Source organism: Pseudomonas fluorescens (assembly GCF_000802965.1).
Classification (GTDB): domain Bacteria; phylum Pseudomonadota; class Gammaproteobacteria; order Pseudomonadales; family Pseudomonadaceae; genus Aquipseudomonas; species Aquipseudomonas fluorescens_A.
In genome coordinates this window covers 71,309-90,471 of sequence record NZ_JSAK01000002.1, presented here as the reverse complement: position 1 = coordinate 90,471, position 19,163 = coordinate 71,309, and the positions used below count along the sequence as shown (strand labels likewise).

General features: G+C 50.7%; 19 protein-coding genes. 13 read left to right on the top strand and 6 right to left on the bottom strand.

Annotated features, from left to right (window positions below; all coding sequences use genetic code 11):
- Positions 1 to 4: 4 nt before the first annotated feature.
- From NL64_RS02005 to NL64_RS01970, 8 genes are all read left to right on the top strand, one after another.
- On the top strand, positions 5 to 613 hold the full coding sequence (locus NL64_RS02005; RefSeq protein ID WP_034146489.1) for a DsbA family protein: 609 nt from the start codon (positions 5 to 7) through the stop codon (positions 611 to 613).
- A 17-nt stretch (positions 614 to 630) separates the two neighbouring features.
- On the top strand, positions 631 to 1,446 hold the full coding sequence (locus tag NL64_RS02000) for an enoyl-CoA hydratase/isomerase family protein (RefSeq protein WP_034146488.1): 816 nt from the start codon (positions 631 to 633) through the stop codon (positions 1,444 to 1,446).
- Between the two features lie 18 nt (positions 1,447 to 1,464).
- Complete coding sequence (locus NL64_RS01995; RefSeq protein ID WP_034146487.1) at positions 1,465 to 2,232, top strand: 3-hydroxyacyl-CoA dehydrogenase; 768 nt, start codon at positions 1,465 to 1,467, stop codon at positions 2,230 to 2,232.
- A gap of 247 nt (positions 2,233 to 2,479) precedes the next feature.
- The gene (locus NL64_RS01990; protein ID WP_437176906.1) at positions 2,480 to 3,715 is read left to right on the top strand and encodes an OprD family porin; all 1,236 of its coding nucleotides are present in this window, start codon (positions 2,480 to 2,482) and stop codon (positions 3,713 to 3,715) included.
- Between the two features lie 274 nt (positions 3,716 to 3,989).
- On the top strand, positions 3,990 to 5,675 hold the full coding sequence (locus NL64_RS01985) for an AMP-binding protein (RefSeq protein ID WP_034146485.1): 1,686 nt from the start codon (positions 3,990 to 3,992) through the stop codon (positions 5,673 to 5,675).
- Positions 5,676 to 5,773: 98 nt separating this feature from the next.
- On the top strand, positions 5,774 to 6,544 hold the full coding sequence (locus tag NL64_RS01980) for an enoyl-CoA hydratase/isomerase family protein (protein WP_034146484.1): 771 nt from the start codon (positions 5,774 to 5,776) through the stop codon (positions 6,542 to 6,544).
- A gap of 159 nt (positions 6,545 to 6,703) precedes the next feature.
- Complete coding sequence (locus NL64_RS01975) at positions 6,704 to 7,534, top strand: amidohydrolase family protein (RefSeq protein ID WP_216594558.1); 831 nt, start codon at positions 6,704 to 6,706, stop codon at positions 7,532 to 7,534.
- A gap of 69 nt (positions 7,535 to 7,603) precedes the next feature.
- Positions 7,604 to 8,392, top strand: coding sequence for an NAD(P)H-dependent oxidoreductase (locus tag NL64_RS01970; protein ID WP_034146483.1), 789 nt, complete (start codon positions 7,604 to 7,606; stop codon positions 8,390 to 8,392).
- Positions 8,393 to 8,529: 137 nt separating this feature from the next.
- On the opposite strand, the gene NL64_RS01965 is transcribed toward NL64_RS01970, so the two are convergent.
- Positions 8,530 to 9,438 carry a LysR family transcriptional regulator gene (locus NL64_RS01965; RefSeq protein ID WP_034146482.1) on the bottom strand — a complete coding sequence of 303 codons (909 nt, stop codon included), beginning with the start codon at positions 9,436 to 9,438 and terminating at the stop codon, positions 8,530 to 8,532.
- A gap of 85 nt (positions 9,439 to 9,523) precedes the next feature.
- Between NL64_RS01965 and NL64_RS01960 the strand changes: the two genes are divergently transcribed.
- The 4 genes from NL64_RS01960 (at position 9,524) to NL64_RS01945 (ending at position 12,710) form a co-directional block, all read left to right on the top strand.
- On the top strand, positions 9,524 to 10,036 hold the full coding sequence (locus NL64_RS01960) for a polyketide cyclase (RefSeq protein WP_034146481.1): 513 nt from the start codon (positions 9,524 to 9,526) through the stop codon (positions 10,034 to 10,036).
- A 144-nt stretch (positions 10,037 to 10,180) separates the two neighbouring features.
- Positions 10,181 to 11,341 (top strand): ATP-binding protein, encoded by a 1,161-nt coding sequence (locus tag NL64_RS01955; RefSeq protein ID WP_034146480.1) that lies wholly within the window; start codon positions 10,181 to 10,183, stop codon positions 11,339 to 11,341.
- 637 nt (positions 11,342 to 11,978) lie between these two features.
- Entirely contained in the window at positions 11,979 to 12,416 is a 438-nt protein-coding gene (locus NL64_RS01950; protein WP_034146479.1) for a hypothetical protein, read from the top strand.
- Between the two features lie 99 nt (positions 12,417 to 12,515).
- Positions 12,516 to 12,710, top strand: coding sequence for a hypothetical protein (locus NL64_RS01945; RefSeq protein ID WP_034146478.1), 195 nt, complete (start codon positions 12,516 to 12,518; stop codon positions 12,708 to 12,710).
- Positions 12,711 to 12,872: 162 nt separating this feature from the next.
- On the opposite strand, the gene NL64_RS01940 is transcribed toward NL64_RS01945, so the two are convergent.
- Positions 12,873 to 13,307, bottom strand: coding sequence for a hypothetical protein (locus tag NL64_RS01940; RefSeq protein ID WP_034146477.1), 435 nt, complete (start codon positions 13,305 to 13,307; stop codon positions 12,873 to 12,875).
- A gap of 91 nt (positions 13,308 to 13,398) precedes the next feature.
- Here NL64_RS01940 and NL64_RS01935 point away from each other — a divergent pair, with 91 nt between their 5' ends.
- On the top strand, positions 13,399 to 13,716 hold the full coding sequence (locus tag NL64_RS01935) for a helix-turn-helix domain-containing protein (RefSeq protein WP_034146476.1): 318 nt from the start codon (positions 13,399 to 13,401) through the stop codon (positions 13,714 to 13,716).
- Between the two features lie 46 nt (positions 13,717 to 13,762).
- Here NL64_RS01935 and NL64_RS01930 read toward each other — a convergent pair whose 3' ends face one another.
- Genes NL64_RS01930 through NL64_RS01915 form a run of 4 tightly spaced genes read right to left on the bottom strand, consistent with a single transcriptional unit; the run spans position 13,763 to position 19,119 of the window.
- Positions 13,763 to 14,194, bottom strand: coding sequence for a hypothetical protein (locus NL64_RS01930; protein WP_034146475.1), 432 nt, complete (start codon positions 14,192 to 14,194; stop codon positions 13,763 to 13,765).
- Positions 14,187 to 16,244: an integrase gene (locus NL64_RS01925; protein ID WP_034146474.1), complete on the bottom strand. Its 2,058-nt coding sequence runs from the start codon at positions 16,242 to 16,244 to the stop codon at positions 14,187 to 14,189. Before NL64_RS01925 ends, NL64_RS01930 begins: the two co-directional genes overlap by 8 nt.
- Positions 16,241 to 17,911: a site-specific integrase gene (locus NL64_RS01920; protein WP_216594557.1), complete on the bottom strand. Its 1,671-nt coding sequence runs from the start codon at positions 17,909 to 17,911 to the stop codon at positions 16,241 to 16,243. Before NL64_RS01920 ends, NL64_RS01925 begins: the two co-directional genes overlap by 4 nt.
- Positions 17,908 to 19,119, bottom strand: a complete 1,212-nt coding sequence (locus tag NL64_RS01915) for a site-specific integrase (RefSeq protein WP_034146473.1) — start codon at positions 19,117 to 19,119, stop codon at positions 17,908 to 17,910. Before NL64_RS01915 ends, NL64_RS01920 begins: the two co-directional genes overlap by 4 nt.
- Positions 19,120 to 19,163 lie beyond the last annotated feature (44 nt).

The following is a 19,163-nucleotide window of genomic DNA, read 5'->3' as shown; positions in this document are numbered from 1 at the left end:
GACCATGAGCCAACCTGATGATCCGGTAGTGGACGTGTTTATCGATTTGCGAAGTCCCTACTCTTACCTTGCGTTACAACCGGTTTTTTCGCTCGCAAAACGCAGTGGAGTGACCTTTGACTGGTGGCCTTACATCACCGACTTTCGCTCTGCGTATGGCGGTGAGGTAGAGCAGCGCTCGAGTCGAGAAGTTTCGAAATTGAAGTATCTATATATGGATTGCCGTCGGCTCGCTCAGCAGCAGGGGGTCACGATCCATGCAACAACAAAGCTCTGGGATGCGGCGCTTGCTAGCCAGGCAATGTTGTTCGCCAAGTCGATGAATCGGCTTTGGGAGTTCTGTCACCCGTTGTTGGCTGCTTTCTGGCAACGGGAGTTCGATCTGGAGTCCGCAGCGCAGATTCAGGCAGCCCTGATCAGCGCGGGGTTGAAGGCCTCGGATTGGCACCGTTACCTCGAGCAGCACGCACAGCGAGACTTAACGGCGGCAGCCGAAAGAGCCGAGAGCATGGGCGTTTTCGGAGCCCCCACCTTCGTGTATCGCGGCGAGCTTTTTTGGGGCGGCGACAGGCTTGAGCTGCTCGCCGAGCGCATCAGCAACACAAATCAGTGACGCCAGTGAGGAAGAAAATGAACACTCCCACGCCTAAGCGCTTGCTCGTTCACCTTGAACGTCAAGGGGCACTCGCTTTTATCACCCTCGATCGGCCAGAAACGCGCAACAGCTTCGATCTCTCCATGGGGTTTGCCCTGAGAGACGCTGTACGCACGCTCATCACCGATCCACCTCGGGTTGTTGTGTTGCGCAGTAGCGGGGCACATTTCATGGTGGGAGGGGACGTCCGGCACTTCGATACGTTGCTCAAAGTCTCGAAAGCCGCCTGCGCCGCAGAGTTGGAGCAACTCATCAGCGCTGTAAATGAGGCCGTCATCGGGCTGACGCAACTGCCTTGTCCTGTGCTGGGCTTGATCAGCGGATCGGCAGCCGGTTTTGGCCTTTCGCTTGCCATGGCTTGCGACCTGATTGTGGCTGCAGAGGATGCAAGCTTTCTCATGGCATACAGCGCCATTGGTGCTACCCCGGATGGCGGTGGGACCTGGCACCTTCCACGGCATGTTGGTTTGCACAGGGCAATGAAGATCGCTCTGCTGAATCCGAAACTGGATGCCCGCCAGGCACAAGATATCGGACTGGTTGCTGAAGTCGTTCCAGCTGATGAGCTACAGATGGCAGGACTTGCCATGGCTCATCGCTTAGCCAATGGACCTGTTGCGGCGCAGGCTGGGATTAAGCGCCTGATGCGCGACGGACTGGATCACGACCTGCAAACCGCGCTAGAAGCCGAAAAAGCAATGTTTATTGAAATGTCTGCGACCTCTGACTTTCAAGAAGGCGTTAGCGCCTTTTGCCAGCGGCGTAAAGCTAACTTCGGCGTATCTGTTTAACCCCTCTGGAGAACTCTAATGAATATCGAAGGTTCCGTTTTTTTCATCACCGGTGGTGCTTCGGGTCTTGGCGCGGCTACCGCGAGAAAAATGGTGGAAGGCGGCGGCAAGGTCGTGCTCGCGGACCTCAATGTATCTGCCGGTGAAGCGCTGGCGGATGAGCTGGGACACGCGGCGCTATTTGTCCACACTGATGTTGTCGATGAAGACTCAACACGAGCGGCCATCGATGTTTCCTTGACCCGATTCGGCGCTCTACATGGATTGATCAGTTGTGCCGGTGTTGCACCAGGGGAGAAGGTTCTGGGTAAGGAAGGCCCTCATGCACTGAGCACTTTCACTCGCGGGATCATGATCAACCTCGTAGGCACCTTCAATGCCATTCGTTTGGTCACCGAGGTGATGAGCAAAAACACTCCGAATGCAGAAGGTGAGCGGGGAGTAATCATCAACACGGCTTCAGTGGCGGCGTTTGATGGGCAGATCGGGCAGGCGGCTTATTCGGCGTCCAAAGCAGGCGTCGTAGGCATGACTCTGCCGATCGCCCGCGAGCTGGCACGTTTCGGTATTCGGGTCATGACCATTGCTCCAGGTATTTTCGAGACTCCGATGTTGCTGGGTTTGCCGCAGGATGTGCAGGACTCCCTCGGTAAGACCGTGCCGTTTCCATCGCGCCTTGGACGTGGCAGTGAGTACGCTCAACTGGTGGAATCAATCATTCGGAATCCGATGCTCAATGGCGAGGTCATTCGCCTGGATGGAGCATTACGGATGACGGCAAAATAAGTATCGCTACATCGTTTCTTTCAACTATTAAGTTATTCGAGTATTTGAGGGCCGGATTATTCCGTTGAGCTCACGCTCATGTCTTGTATTAGTAAATGGAATTTCGAGTTTTAAGTGAAGTCGAGAAAGTTATCTCGGCAGCGCTCGCACGTGCATATCGGTCGTACAACAACAAAAAACAGCAATAACAATAACAATAGCGAGAGGAAGACTTTCCATGCAGTACAACTTGAAAACTATCATCCATATGCTTTGCACGGGAACAGCTATGGGCATCGCAGGGTCAGCCAGTGCAGCTTTTCTGGAGGACAGCAAGGGCACTCTCGATTTGCGTAATTTCTATATGAATCGTGATTTTCGCCAGGCTGGTGCCGCGCAGAACAAAGCGGAGGAATGGGCGCAAGGTTTCATGTTGCGCCTAGAGTCCGGTTATACGGAAGGCCCCGTTGGTTTTGGCATTGATGCCATCGGTATGCTCGGTGTGAAGCTTGACTCCAGCCCCGACCGGGTCGGAACAGGTCTGCTCAAAACCAACAGCAGCGCGCCCAAGCGCGCAAAGGACGAATACGGCGAATCCGGTCTGACTGGCAAATTGCGCGTGTCAAAAAGCACCCTCAAGCTCGGCACCCTTCAGCCAATTTTACCGCCGTTGATGCGCAACGATTCACGCTTGATGCCACAAACCTTTCGGGGTGCGTGGATCAATAGCAATGAGATTGATGGTTTGAACCTGGATCTTGGTCGTATCGATCGAGTCAATCAGCGGGATTCCTCCAACAATGAGGAGCTCACTGTATTTAACGGTGGTAAGCGAAACATCGTGCTGGGCCAGACCAAGAGCAGCAATGAGTTCCTGTTCGGTGGCGGTCGCTACCAATGGAATCCGTCACTCGCCACCAGTTACTACTACGGGGGCCTCGACGGCATCTACAAACAGCACCTCGTTAATCTGGTGCACCAGCTACCGTTAGGAGATGGGCAGAGCCTCAAGTCTGATATCCGTTTTGCCCATTCCGGCGGTGACGGCGGCAGTAATGTCGATAACGATGCGTTGGGAGCCCTGTTTACCTACAAGCTCGGCGGGCACGGTTTCGGTGCTGGTTACCAGCACCTCAGCGGCGACACCGGCTTTGCCTTTGTAAACGGTGCTGATGATGCGCTGATCAATCAGGTCCAGATCAACGACTTCGGCAACCAGGACGAGCACTCCTGGCAGGTTCGTTACGACTACGACTTTGCAGCCCTCGGCGTGCCTGGGCTGACACTGATGACCCGTTATCTTTCCGGTGACAACGTCGATCGAGGCGCAGGGCTCAGTGAAGGCAAGACTTGGGAACGCAATACTGACATTGGATACGTCATTCAGAGCGGCCCGCTGAAAAACCTCGGACTTAAGCTACGCAACGCCACCACACGCAGCAACTTCCTCAGCGACCTGGATGAAAACCGTTTGATCGTCAGCTACAGCTTGCCACTTTGGTAACCCCTGAGTGCTCGCGGCCAGAGAATGTCTAACCATGCTCTGGTCTCGAGATTCAAGTCGAGTCGCAAGCGGCGCTCTAGCTTGGCGTAACTGGCACAAAAAACGTCAATATCGCCAATGTTATACGACCTTCCACACTCGTACATTGAAGCAAGTGGGACGCTGCGATTTCTAAGCCGGATGTTCGTTGATACCAATGAGTGGAATGAGCTGTCGCTCTACCTGAATTGGGAAGTACTAGAAATTCAAGTGAATCAAGGTTGAGACAATAAAAATGAGCAAAATAAAAGACAGCTATTCTCGTGGCGCTACCGATATCCCACTGATAGAAAAAACCTTGGGTGTTTTTTTTGACGAAATAGCTGCCAAATTTCCCGAAAATGAGGCGGTGGTCTCATGTCATCAGAATATCCGGTATAGCTATTCCCAGCTGCAATGTGAGACCAATCGGCTGGCGAGCTCGTTTTTGAGCCTTGGGCTAAAGCCCGGTGATCGTGTGGCCATATGGGCCAACAACAGTGCCGAGTGGCTGATTACCCAACTAGCGACGGCCAAGATTGGCCTCGTCCTCGTCAATTTCAACCCTGCTTACCGGGCCTCCGAGCTCGAATACGCTTTGAACAAGGCGGGTTGCAAGGCACTAATAACCCTGTCGACCTTCAAGACCACCAATTACCTCGAGTTGATCAGGAGTCTCGCGCCTGAAATAGACAGCGCAACGCCTGGAATGCTGGATGCGGTCAAACTACCGTTCTTGCGAACAGTGATTCAACTGAGTGAAGAGCAGGTTCCCGGTTTCATGCGCTTCAGCGACCTGATTGCTGCGGGCGATCCGGCAGATGAAAGCGTCCGGCATATTGGTGCAACACTTAAGAATACCGATCCGATCAATATTCAGTTCACCAGCGGAACGACCGGCTCGCCGAAAGGCGCAGCCTTGACGCATCGCGGCATACTCAATAACGGATTTTTCCTCGGGGAAGCCATGAAGCTGACCTCGACTGATCGACTTTGCATACCGGTGCCTCTATTTCACTGCTTTGGAATGGTGGTGGGCAACCTAGCTGCTCTGACCCACGGCACAGCCATTGTCTATCCTAACGATTCATTTGATCCGGTGGCGGTCCTTCAGGCAGTCCAAAACGAACGCTGCACGGCACTTCATGGCGTTCCGACGATGTTCATCACAGAACTCGATCATCCACGCTTTCAGGAGTTCGATCTGTCGACATTGCGCACAGGCATCATGGCGGGTACAGCGTGCCCGATCGAGGTCATGAAGCGAGTCGAGCGTGACATGCACATGCGCGAAGTGACCATCGCATATGGAATGACTGAAACAAGCCCCGCCAGCTATCAAAGCACTAGCGAAACACCTATTGAAAAGCGGGTATCGACCATTGGTAGGGTGCACCCGCATCTGGAAGCGAAAATTATCAATCCAGAGTCAGGTGCCATTGTCCCGATAGGCACCGTTGGTGAGTTGTGTGTTCGTGGCTACTCGCTTATGCAGGGGTATTGGGATGACCCGGAAAAGACCGCCCAGACAATTGATGCCGACGGCTGGATTCACAGCGGTGACCTTGCCGCCATGGATGAAGAAGGCTATGTCAGCATCACAGGCCGCATCAAGGACATGGTGATTCGTGGTGGCGAAAACATCTCACCACGTGAAATCGAGGAATTTTTGTACAAACATCCGGCCATCCAGGACGCCCAAGTGATTGGTGTGTCTGACCGGAAATACGGTGAGGAGCTATGCGTTTGGATTGTTCCGCGCGCGGGCGCGTCGATCAGTGAAGACGACATCCGAGCATTCTGCGACGGACAGATCGCACGTTACAAAATCCCTCGCTATATACGATTTGTTGACGGATTCCCAATGACACTTTCTGGAAAGGTACAGAAATTCAAGATGCGCGAAATGATGGAAGAGGAGCTCACGTTGGCGGTGTGTTAACACCGCAGCATGACTTCCAGATGCTCGCACAATCAGTTAGGACTTGAGTGAATTAATGACTGCGCCGCTTGCAGGCGCAGCTGATGAGGAGAATTAACATGGCTTGGCAAATTGAGGTCGTCGATGAGTGCGCGGTTGTGCGCATGAACACCAATAAAGTTAACGTGCAAAATGACGCCTTCTTCAAGGATCTGCATGACGCTTTCGACCGGCTTGAAAAAGAGTTTAGCGAGTTGCCGGTCATCCTGACGGGAGAAGGAAACGTTTTTTCAGCCGGCATTGATTTCAAGTACAGCTTTGACGTGTTCGGCAGCCAAAACAAAGAACGTATTCGCCAGTGGTACGCTGAATACCGTGCGACCAATCTGCGAATCTTCCAATACCCAAGACCAACGGTCGCTGCAATCAACGGGCATGCCATCGCGGGTGGCCTGATTACCGCATTGGATTGCGACTTCCGGATTGCAGCTCGGAAAAAAGCCAAGTTCGGTTTAAACGAAGTTCCCATCGGCATTCCGATGCCCGCCGCCTATGTTGAAATCATCAAATACGCGCTGGGCAACCAGGTCGGTGCTCTGACCACCCTCAAAGGCGAACTCTACTCTCTGGAACAGGCCGAGAAGCTTGGGTTCTTCCATGAGGTGGTCGAAGAGGAGGATTTGCTTTCCACGGCAATCGCCTATGCCCGCTGCATCACTCCTGATTGCAATGTGGCTTACGCTATGTCCAAGAAGGCCTTGCAAGACTCTGTGATTCAACAAATTGAGCTTCGAACAACCCTGCTAGACCAGGAGTTACCAACCGGGATGAGCGAGGAGGGCAATCGTCGAGCGCAAGATAGAAGACGTCGGGAGATCATGGGTATCTGATCGAAACACGGCTCGCCTTTTGAATTGAGTAAATGTAACAGCACCGCTCACGTCAATAATGTCAAGACAAAGCTGGCCCGGGGCGGGTCTCAAGGACCCGACTTGTTTTGTTTGGTCGTTGCTGGAACCACCGATCTTAAATTTTAGAGGTGAGACGCTTTGGAAATTATCGACGCCTGGATGCAGTTCCCTAACAAAGCATACCTACAGGACCCTATGTTCGATTCGCTGCGACGATGGCCCACGGCCTGGAAAGCGCTAGCGAAGGATAATCCGGACATAACCTTCGACGAGGCGCTCGATACCTTTCGTGATCAAGGTGTGGCGAAAGTACTTGCTAGCGCTTGGTGGGGGCCATTGGGCCCCATGATCACCAATGATGAAATCGCAGCTTCAGTTTTTGCGCATCCCGATCAAATCGTTGGAATTGCCTCCGTCGACATCTGCCGACCGATGGACGCAGTGAGAGAATTGCGCCGTTGTGTCAGGGATCTTGGTTTCAAGGGTTTACGTGTCCTCCCATGGCTTTGGGGATTGCCTCCGGACGATCGCCGATACTATCCGTTGTATGCCGAATGCATCGAGCTAGACATTACGTTTTGCCTGCAAGTCGGGCATGCAGGGCCGATGCGACCTTCGGAACCGGGTCGGCCTATGCCTTACTTGGATAACGTTGCGCATGAATTTCCGGAGCTGCGGATCGTCGGCGGGCATATTGGGTTTCCTTGGGTGTCTGAAATGATTTCTCTGATGATGAAACACCCGAACGTCTATGTGGATACATCAGCCTACAAAGCATCACGTTTTCCTGCAGAGCTCGTTGCATATATGCGAGGCGCGGGGAAAAACAAGGTATTGTTTGGGACTAACTATCCTATGTTGACGCCTGCCGACTGCTTGGAAGGGATTAGCGCATTAAATCTAGGAGAGGACGTGCAGCGCTCATTTTTAGCAGAGAACGCTCGACGTGCCTTTAAGCTGAACGATTGACATTACAGACATGTGTGGGCTTATCGCTCAAGTTTTTGAGTCCTCCTTTCAAGGCCGGAGTGGTACACATTGAAAGCCCTAATCGTTTATGCACACCCGGAGCAGGCATCATTCAACGCAGCGCTAAAAAACACAGCGGTGGAAACGTTGACCGGCCTGGGTCACGACGTTGTCGTCAGCGATCTCTACGCTATGGGATGGAATCCAGTGCTGTCTGCAGCAGATTTTGCTGACCGAGAGAATGCGGAGTTTTTGGATCTCTCACGTGAGCAAGAGAACGCGTTTGTACAGAATAGCCAAAGTGCTGATGTTGTTCGTGAGCAGCAGAAAGTCGCTGAGGCTGACCTGGTGTTGTTCCACTTTCCTGTGTGGTGGTTCTCAATGCCTTCGATCTTGAAGGGCTGGTGCGATCGCGTATTCAGTCGTGGCTTTGCCTATGCAGCCGGTCGCAAATACGACACGGGCTTGTTCAAGGGCAAGAAGGCGATGCTTTGCCTGACGACTGGGACAGCATCGACGCTCTATGAGCCGAACGGGATCGATGGGGATTTGCTGCATGTACTTTGGCCAATTCACAACGGTCTCCTAGCTTACACCGGCTTCTCTGTCCTACCGCCATTTGCCGCATGGATGCCAGGCCGTGTGACTGCTGAAGATCGTGTGGCTTACCTCGCTGGCTTTGCGGAGCGCCTAGAGACGTTGGATAGCACTGAGCCCTTGTTCATGCACCCATGGAGTGACTACGACGAAACTCAGCGCCTAAAGCCAGGTGTAGAAGCCAAATCTGGTGTGCAATGGAATCCGCTGATTGGTCAGAGTTTTGTCCAATCAGCCAACGCTTTTGCAAAAAAAAGATAACGCGATGAGCGGGAAAATTATTTTCACGAACTCTTCGTTATGCCTGCGTAATAGTTCGCTACGTGGATAACTTAGCTCCTACCGGAAACCTAGGCCTTGAACTTTATTAGTAGCGAAACTAAGGGCTGCCTGAGAGCTCAATTCAGCTTTGTACAGATATCAATCAGCAGCGAGCGAAGCCATTTCTGACCCGGGTCGTGATGGGTACGCTCATGCCAAGCTGCGGTCTTGCTGAAGCCTTGAATCTCAACCGGTGGTTCAAGAATGGCAAGACCTGCGGAGTGCATCGCCAAACGCCGAGGTACCACTGCGATCAAGTCGGTGGTTCGCAGAATTTCGGAAAGAACCAGGAAGCTGGTCACTGAGATGGTTACACGCCTCGACTTACCGATACGAGCGAGTGCCTGATCGGTCACCCCTTGGAAAGATCCACCAGAGGAGGAGACCAGGACATGATCAAGGGCACAAAAACGCTCCAAGGCAAGGGTCTCGCCTACCGCATCAGGGTGACCCGTACGCATGACACAGACGTAGCGTTCATCGAACAGCAGCGCTGAATGTAGGCCGGAAGCTGTGTCTTCCGGTGTGACCAGCGCCAGATCGATAACACCACGATCCAACTGACCGAGGAGTTGTTGAGTATCGACGGGGTGCACGGCTACACGAATATGTGGTGCAAGCATTCTGAGAGAACCAAGGAAAGGCACAACAATCGCGCGCAGGGCGTAGTCGGTGGAAGCAAGCGATACCGTCATAGTGGCAGTGAGCGGGTCGAAGGATTGTGGCTGCAGGATAGACTCTATATTACTTAGCAGTTGCTTGACTGGAATAGCCAGTTGCTCAGCCCGCAGAGTGGGCACAATGCCCCGTTGTGCTCGCACGAATAGTGGGTCACCAAAGCTTTCTCGCAATCGGGTAAGCATGCCGCTAACGGCGGGTTGGGACAGTGACAATCGCTCAGCGGCGCGGGTAACGCTGCGTTCATCTAGCAGTGCATCCAGGGCTTTGAGTAGATTGAGATCGAGATGCCTGATATCAGATTTCATGATGCTCAAGATTTAGAATGGCGATTTGCTCTATATGACGCTCGCACTCATTATGGTGTCAATCCATTAATTTTGAGCGTTGGACATGAACGAGATCATCTGGCCGGAAGGGTTTCTACCCGGTTTCACGGAAAACTTTGCCTCTAACGAAATCATCGTCGCTGGTCTCAGCGCTGCCGATATCTGGCCACTCCTTAGCAAGGCTTCTCTGTGGCCTAGCTATTACGCCAACTCCGCAAACGTCCATTTTCATAATGCCCCAGGTCCTGAACTGAAAGACGGTGCGCGCTTTTACTTTGAAACCTTCGGATTTCCTGTTGAAGCACAGTGCAATGAGTTTTTACCGCCTGTTGAAGGTAAGCCGGGACGGATAGCCTGGCACGGCTGGGCGGGCGAGGGCGACACCCGCCTGGATGTACACCATGCTTGGCTGATAGAAGATTTGTCGGGTGGTCGAGTTCGAATCCTCACCCAAGAAACCCAGAAGGGAAAACCCGCCAAAGAACTCGCCATGGCGCGACCGAACCCGATGATCAATGGGCATCAGGATTGGCTGGAGGGGTTGGTCAGCGCTGCGCGTCTGGTCAAAAAAAGATAAAGTGGAACTGAGTCCATTATTTTTGCTGATTTTTTGACCGTTAAAATATAGTTACTTTCAACGCTGACTGGACGCGATGCGAGATCCCGCTCAAATTAGGGCTTCAATTCTTTGATTCCCTATGGATCCCATCAAAGGCCAACAATGTCGCAGAAGAATTTTTACCATCGACGGGCGCTATCTGAACGGCTCACTAAGCTGATAACGCAAGTAGTAGTGGGCAGTGCTGCCAGGTCAGGTGTCTTTCTGACAGCACCACGCCGAACCGGGAAGTCCACTTTTGCCCGCGAAGATTTGTGGCCTGCCTTGGAGGACGCCGGAGCCATTGTGTTGTACGCCGATCTTTGGAAGGACCTGACGAAAGATCCAGGAACTGTCATCGTCGAGACTGTCCGAGAAGCTATTGAACTTAACGAGAAACTCATCAGCCAATTGGCGGTTGCATCCGGGTTGGGAACGGTAGGTGTCGCTCGCGTTAATTTTGACGTGAACAACATTGGGCTCGGGAAAGTAATTGATTTGACCAAGGCGTTTGAAGCACTGTCCGATGAGTCGAAACAACTCATAGTGCTGATAATCGACGAAGCCCAACATGCGATCACGTCAGACGAAGGCGTCGCAGCGCTTTTTGCGCTAAAGGCGGCCAGAGACGAACTTAACAGTTCGCAGCATTATGGTCTTCGTATCGTTTGCATCGGATCGAACCGAAATAAGCTTGCCATGCTTCGAAACAGCAGCGATGAGGCGTTTTTTGGGGCTTTAATGGTGCAGTTCCCAATGCTGGATGAAGACTTCGTTGATTGGTACTGCAAGGGACTTGAACTTCCACAAGATCTCGACTCTTCAGATGTATTCCAGTTGTTTCGAGAGAGCGGTTATCGGCCTGAGCTTCTCAGCGCAGCCGCAGACGGTATCCGCTTCGATGTCACCGTGGACACCAAAACCATCCTGGTGCGTTTTGCCGAGCTTGTCCGAGCGCAAGCTGTAGCACTCAACGCGAATTTTAAGACGGTGATTCATAGCCTCACTCCATTGCAGTCTGCAGTCATTCGTGTGATGGGTGCAAAGGGCGAGCGTTTCGCGCCCTTCGAATGCTTGACTATGGAGTTGTATGCCAAAGCGATACAGAAAGCTGGTGTCGCTACAAACGTCCCAGTGGTTGAGGTGTCAGATGTGCAGCTAACGCTCATGGCACTGCAGGAAAAAAAACTGGTCTGGAAAACTTCGCGGGGTGTCTATGCTATCGAAGAAGAGATGATAGTTGACATGTTACGCGAGGATGGTCTGTTGGAGGGGCTGGCTTGAGCCTCATCAATAATGGTTCCTGCGTTGAGCAAGGTAGGTGAGAGCACACTTGGATGAACACAACACGGTTGGCTTTCGCAAACCCAACCTTTCAGTGGTGTCCAGGCGCTGGAATTCAGCCATTAGTTACCATTTATCGGCTAATAAGTTTGTAGAGCTATCGTGGTATTAATTCCTCGTTTTCGAAACAGCTATATCGTTGTGGCCGTGGAATTGGTGAGATGCCATGTGGAGCCGCTTTGACATAATCCGCTGCAAGCTCAAGGCTTTCACGACCTAGTGCGTACACGGCATCAACAAGTCTGTCCCTGGCTCGACGCTTGATCATCAATATCTCGTCAAAGCTAGCTTCTACAGCACGTTTTGCTCAGATCACCCATGTGACGCCCCACTAGCTGGTTGAAAACCTAAGCTGATGGGGTGTCAGAAGCCTCCAGCTTGAAAGAGAGCGCAGTGCGTCCTCTGCTGGATTTCGCTGGTCGTACACAAGATTCCGGTGGTTTCATTTGTTTCGGAGTTGAAGTACTTTGCAGGTAGCGTCGAAATCCCGCAAAAGCGATCACTCCAATCGTAATGCCGGGATCTCGTGTTCGGCCTTTTGGCCTATCAAAATCACCCCGTGCAGGAGGTCTGAACGATGACTGACAAGCCCGTTGGATATCGCCCCTATAGCCGGTTTGAAGATGGGTATGAGGATCTTCCACTCGATTCAAACGAGATCGAGGTGCGCTTAGCAATCGCTGATTATGTAATTCGCCGAGTTGCTGGCACACCCACGGGTGAAAGCATTTTCAAGGGGCTGGTCAAGCATTTTGAGAACCGCTACCCGCACCATAAATTGCTCGCTCTTTATTTGACTAGCCCTGAATCGTTGGTGCCGGAAGGCGGGGTTAGTGAATCAGAGGCGGAGGTTGATGACGGCGAGGCCCTCCAATTACTCAATAGACCTAATAAACTGGATTACAAGTTACTGGAAAGCCTGCTTCATTTTCATCCGGATCAAGAACCTAGCGGTCCACTCGCAGGATTGAGTTTTGATTTAACTGCGCGAGGAGTACGTCGCCGAAAAAAGTGACGGTTTTGAATGTTGGGACGACCTAATTTCCGAGTCGCGTATCGAATGATCTCCGTCAGGTTTTGTTTTACGGTACTTTACAGCAAAGAGGAGCAATGAATGAGCTCTAAAAGCACTAGTGATACCGTAGCTAATGCCCGAGCCAAACTTGAGCGTCTGCAAAAAACGTCCAAGTATCGTAGTTTTTTTAACGTCGACGCTGTTGATGTTTTTAGCAAGGTAGAAGGAACCGCTTTCGCCGGCATGCCCTTGAAACGCGCTGGGAATTTGGACGATCCCTCGCCACGTGGCTGATTGCCGATGATTGAAAAATAAGGAATCCCTGGTTTATGTGACCATTTTTTTGTGCCCAGCATCGCTGTGGACAAGATTTTGTTGTAAACCGTATCTGAGTAGGGCAGAGCTAAAAGGGCAAGGCAATCCTCTTCGACTCAGGCAGAGGCTGCCTACAGAAAATCAGTCATGTTTATCCGTTTTGTGGGTGAACAATACCTTAACGCTTGAGAAGTCTGTCTCAGTGCTGATGTCCATTTGCGAATACGTTCGACCCGCAACAGTCAAAATGGGTATCTGCTCTCCACTCTGACCGAGCGCTTCGCTCGCCTCCAGAAGTGGCTCCATACACCACTGCCCAGTTTTGTTGACAAAACCAGGGGTGACATACTGGATTGACCGGACCCGAAAGGAGTCATGCTGCTGCTCGAGGATGTCTTTGAGTGAATCAAACGAAGAGACCATGAGCATCTCCCCCACGAATTCATTGCCTTCACGAACCTCCGCCTGCAGATAAAACCACGGACACATTACTGTCTGTCGAACGAAGTGGCGTGCTAGAAAATCGTCATTGAATAGGCTGGAAAAGATCATCGATCGTCCACGTTCTTGGTTCATGGCAAGCCTCTCCGAATCACAAATGACAAATATATGTTGTAGTCATATATTGTGCAATGACGCTTTATCGTTCCTTTTGTGAGATCGCAAAATGGAACTGAGAAAAGCATTTGGCGCTACGCTGAGACAGGTCCGCCTTCAGAAAAACCTTACGCAGGAGGATTTTGCGCTTGTGAGCAGCCGGACGAATGTAAGCTTGCTCGAGCGAGGTGGCACGAGCCCAACTCTTGATAAGCTGGACGATCTTTGCAGCGCTCTCGACATCCATCCGGTCACCTTGGTGGCTGCGTGCTATATGCGGAAAGAGGCAACCGGCGATATCAGGACATTTCTATCGCGCGTGCAAGATGAGCTTCAACTTCTGGATCCGCCATCAATCGTCGAAAAAGGTGAGAGGCGTGACCTTTGATTCCTTCATCGTAGGGCGATAGAGAAGCTCAGCGAGATAGCTGAATTCAAATTTTGCGTGGCAATGACTCACGGATTGTCGGAAGAGGGGCCATCAGTCGCTCTCGTGAAAGGCCTGCAATAGTTGCGTTGTAGATGAATCGGTTTGCAATCTCGGCCATTTTGGCAATCTCTGCCTTCAGTTCATCATTCTCTGCCTGAAGCTTGAAGATCTTCTTCATAGCATCCAGCGTGCTCCGTGGCCTTGGCATTTCCGAAAGCTTTTGTTTTTCTTTCCTCAAATGTTGTTTCTTGTTCTTATAGGCGACTCTTATCGCTATTTTCTTGTCGAGCGCCTGGCGTGTTGGCGGGTTATCCCATCCCAAAACGCCTTGAGCGCCACCGCAGACTGCGTTCCAGTCCAATGCATGTTCGGCTGGCCAGTTTCGGATCATCTGGGCGATTCTTATTTCATGTTGTTCTGTGATTATTTTAGGCATTATCGTTACTCCGAAGTAACTCTAGGCATGCCAGTAGGTCATCGCCATATGTGCTGCGCAATTCATGTCTTTCTAGCAATTTTATGCCTGCTACTTGAGCCTTCTCCGACACAATCAATTTCTCGTGACTAAAGTCTTCCCCGGCTATTTCGATAGGGCTGCCGTTAGGTATTTCAGGATTATGCAAGATAGCCAGGAGTTCATCGAGCTTTTCTATCTGTGGTCCTGCTTTTTCAGTCCATCTCGACGCAGCCCGCTCGCCTTGAGCTATTGCATGTAGGGCGGCCGTATAAGTACATACGAGGTTGTCACGATCCATTTGAATGATTTGGGCGGCTATCTTGTCTCCTTTACACATAAGCAGTTCTGAGCAATTGAGGCAGTCGGCGAACTTGTTGCAGGGTCCGGCTCTCCAACTACGTCGGCAAATTCCATAGCGACTGCGATGGAAAGGCCCCTGTCCATAAAGTTCTGCGTCCTCATTCGTGATCGGTTTCAAAGGTTCTTGCTCTTGAATTGAACCTAGCAAGACAGCGCCTTTCACCGCAGCTTTTATTGGGTCGTCGTACAAATAAGTTCGAGTCTGCTGGATAGTGGCGCGGCTACTCCATTGGGTAAGCATTTCAACGGATATACCGTTGTTACGCCCGAGTCTGTTGAGAAGGTGACGGAAGCTGTGGGAGTTAACCTTGATGGTGCTGTAACCGTTCCTGCGAAAGAAGTTTCTTATTTTTGCTTTTGCGTCTCCAGTTTCCAAGTAGCTTCCATAAGTACCATTGGTGTAAGGTATGAGTAGTACCGGGCTGGGTTTATAAGACCATGTTAGTTGATATCTACGGAAACACATTAGGGATTCTGACATGCGGAGAGGTGCTTGCTTCGAATCGCGCGGGGGTTCTTGGTAAGGGAAATGCGGGTTGATTCTATGGTGCTCTTTAAGCACAACTTGCCATAAGGAATCCAGGGTGAAGCCAGTTAATTTGGAGTTTCCGGTGAGTTTCTTTATAAAACTTCGGCAGCTGCTTAGGGTCGAATAGCCTAGTGCTTGCATCAGTTGATTTTTGCTGAGTTCATCGTCGTCAGCAATATTTGGGCAGTTTGAGTGTCGGTAGAAATGCTGTGGCTCAGTCTCCATGTAGCGGGCCAGACATCGGCTTTCTTCTGTTATTTCGCTCAGCCGTTTTATGGATTCGATAGCGACGGGTGTCATAGTCAGTGGTACAGCTTTGCGGGCAAATTGCCGCGATTTCGGTACCCAGTAGGCGAAGTAATACTGGCGTTCTCCATTTTTGTCGATGTCATCGCGCAAGCAGTCGATGCGCAGGCGCAGGGTTTCACCAATGCGCATGGGGGCACTCATCAGAAGCCCTGTTACACAGGTAACCATCACATCGGTGTGGTTTTGCGTTTCACTTGTGCCTTGTGAAAAAACCTCAGCAATAGCCAGTAAGGCGTCCTGATCTGGTACCTTATCCGATCCCGTTTCGCCCAACGTCTTTTTTCTATTGAGGACTTTGTCACTTTGCATACCCACGTAAGGATTTGTCCAAAAGCGCGGATCGGCAGTTAGGATGAAAAGCTCGGCTAGTTTATTAAGTACATTGAGTGTCTTAGCGCAAATAGCTGCTCGAGAAGGTAGATCTTCAACGGTGTTGATGATCGCATTCCAGTGTCGCTCTTCAAATTTGGTTATGTCAGGTATTGGCATATCATTGCGTAAGACAAACTCTATGACTCGAAGTGCTCGCATCTGAGCTGTGACCATGCTTTGAGGGCGCACAGTATTTGTATAGCGTAGGTAAGCTTTAGCAACGTCAACAAAAGCAGGATGCATCATTTGATGCGTTTCAGGAGCCTTGCGAGGGGGCAGGTCTCTATTTTCAAAGTTGAAGAAGCGGATGGTTGATTTATTTGTTGGCCATCTGCACGAATCCCAGGCGAAACCGTCTATATCAGACCACAGCGTCAGCTTGTCTCTGGCCATGGCGATGAAATTAGTGAGGTTGTGTTGCGTAGAGATTTCGCGATTTGGCCTGAATTGGGTGATCATGGATTTATCTCATTTTTGGCATTGCGCGCATTGCAGTGCTCAATGCAATTTTTGACAGCTCGAATGTCTGCTGAAAGATCAATGGGGATTAACAGGTTCCGTGGACTGCCAATTTTTAACACTTGTTCCTCCGCAGCTTGCCGCCGCTCAAGAGCAAACAATACTTCGGAGTGTGGAGCATTTACCAAAGGTTCGAAGAATTTGCATCGGTAACAGGGGATTGGCACTGAGGTCGTTGCGCAGAAACTGTATTTGCCGCAATGGCCAACGCTTTTCAGTTCTCCTTGGTGAACGAATTCTAATTTGCTTGTCTGGTCGCTGGCCCTTGTTGCCTGATCTTCAGAGTCGATCAAGGTTCCTGCAAAAGCCATTGCAAGTGGTGCAAGTGCCGGTTGCATTGCTTTATCGAGTTGACGCGCTTGTTCCGCGGGATCGTTGTAATAGGCAGCCAACGACATCTCCGACGTATGACCAAGCCAGTGGGAAAGCATGTATTTGGGTATCCCCATTCGGGCGAGTTGTCGCGCCCGTGTATGACGCATTCGCGTAGCATTGATAATTATTGTATGGCCTGTGCGTGGACTGATAGGGGGTCGCGACGTTGATAATTTTTGATTCGCTGCGCCATAGTCGGTAGTAGGGCTGTTAGTTCTCCAGCAGAGAATATTAATGATCTGCATTTTTTTTAGGTGAAAAAGTGCGTTGTCTAAATTGTCGATAAGGTTACTATGTTGCTTGTCTGCAAAGATCTCTAAAGCCTGTTTGATCCGTAATTCGCTGCAAAAAAATGGGAGGTTGAGTAGTTGGTCGTTCGTGAGTGAGAAGCCTATCATGTATTCAAAAAGTTCTTTTATTTCTTGCCGTTGAACTAAGCATAAATTCCATAGGTGATCCGCGAGAACGTGATATTCAAATTTGCTGTCACGAAAATCTATTTCGGCCCCCTGATCTTTAACGCCAGGAAAGCTAATTACTTTTCCTGTAGGGGCAAAGATATCCGATCCGTCGTTGTCAAATATGTCACCGACCTTGAGGTGTGCAAACTGTAGGGGTCTTCTTGCATATTGCATCGACAGCAGTCGCATGAGCGTGGCTTGGGTGCCGACAGTGTTGCAGTCGTAGTTATACCAGATGGCTCTTAGCAAGCTGTCATATTCATTGTTGGTGAGCCAGCTTTTATTCGGGTCGTCGGAAAGTACATTGCCCGGCCCTGCGCGAAAGGGTGCAGTATCATCCAGTAATTTTAAAGCGTTCTGGCTGATCACCTTGCTGTCGTGCTCCTTCCAATGGAGAAAAAAAAGTGTTATAGCCTTTTTACTTCTTAGGAACGACGAGTGTGTTAATGCCTTTGCTAACCAGGAAGTGTTAAAGGATCGGGTAGGGTATGCATTCAGACTTGTAAGAAGCGACCCAGTTATGCTTACGCAAGTACGCGATCCATAAGTGCCATTCGTTAAAAATGAGATGATGTTCTGTTTGAACGAAGATTTAAGGGAGGAGTTCAGCAGTGAAAGTGCTTTGCCCATAAAGAACCTGCGCTGTCCCGTACAAACAAGAGTATCCCCATCCCAATAGAATACTCCGTCCTGCGTCTCTGGACGTTCAGTGCGCTTGGTATCCACATCAAATAGTGGGGGTGTTTTTATTGAAGATCCTCTGCTGGTCATGCTGGAGTTCTCGCCGTATCGGAAGCGATTTTTCGGCCTATTTCATGCGACTTTTCCTCGATATGGCGGCGATCGTAGCGCCTTGACATGGTCGAACCTGGTACCCAACCCATCAGTTGCTCTCTCAGGGTTCGCTCCTCTTCAAATGGGATGGCTTCGCTATCCACTAATTGCGAAAAACGGTAGTTCCAGTCGTGTCTTAAGAGGTGAGGGTGAACTGGAATAATCGCGTTAAAAACTCGCTTGAGGCTGGCAATGCCTGTACCAAATGCTGTCTTAGGAAGCGCTTGACCTTGACTACGCCCTCGACGATGAACAACAAAAATGAAATCCTCTTCCGAAAAACCAACATTCAATATCTCTGCTCGCCAATTATTTCGATACTCTATTAACTGCTGTTCGAGGCCTTCCGAGATTGGTACCCTGCGCCCCAGAGTTTTGGCGACTGGCTGATGTAGCCTGGTGTCGAACTCATCGTGGTGGTTACGCTCGATGTCTAAGTACGCGCTATCGCCGCCAGCGGCTTCGATGAAATGCTTAAGTTTCAGGCTTAGTAGCTCGCCGAACCGCATTCCCGTTTCATAGAGAGCACGCAGCATCACAACGTTGCGAAGTCTGGCACCTGAATTTCGCGGTAGCAGAAGGTTGTCAAAGGGGCGGTCGAACAGGTCCAACAGTTGGTTCCGAGATTCGGCACGTAGTTTCAACGTGATAATTCGCTGCTCTCTTGCGGCTTTTGAACCGGCCTTGCGCCTTTTTCTTCCCAGAAGCTTTGAGTTTTGCTCCTTTACTGCATCCCTAACGTCGTACGTGTTGAAGTCGGTTATAACCTCTTGCGTGAGCCAGCGGATATACCCTGCTGCGTAAGCAAGATAAGTGTTGTACTTAGTGTTGCTAATGACATCTCCCTTGCCGCTAGATTTTCTGGCGCGCAGATAGCTTGTGAGGTCGTCAACCTCCGCGGTGCTGAGAAATTTACGGGAATGGAATCGTTTGGAAAGATCAATGTGCCTTCGGGATTCCCATTCACAGACTCTTTTTATCGCTGCAAGGTATACCTTTTGAGTTTCGTGCGTAGTGGAGGGCCTGATGGAGCGGGAAATGAAAGCGGTTGGATAAAACAAAGGGAAGCCAGGGGTATCAGCGTCGTAGAGTTGAGAGAACCGTTCGCCACCATTCGCAATAAAGGTCTTAATCGTATATTTCATATTTACACCTCTGCGTAGTGGAAGAGAATGTCAATCGCTGTTTA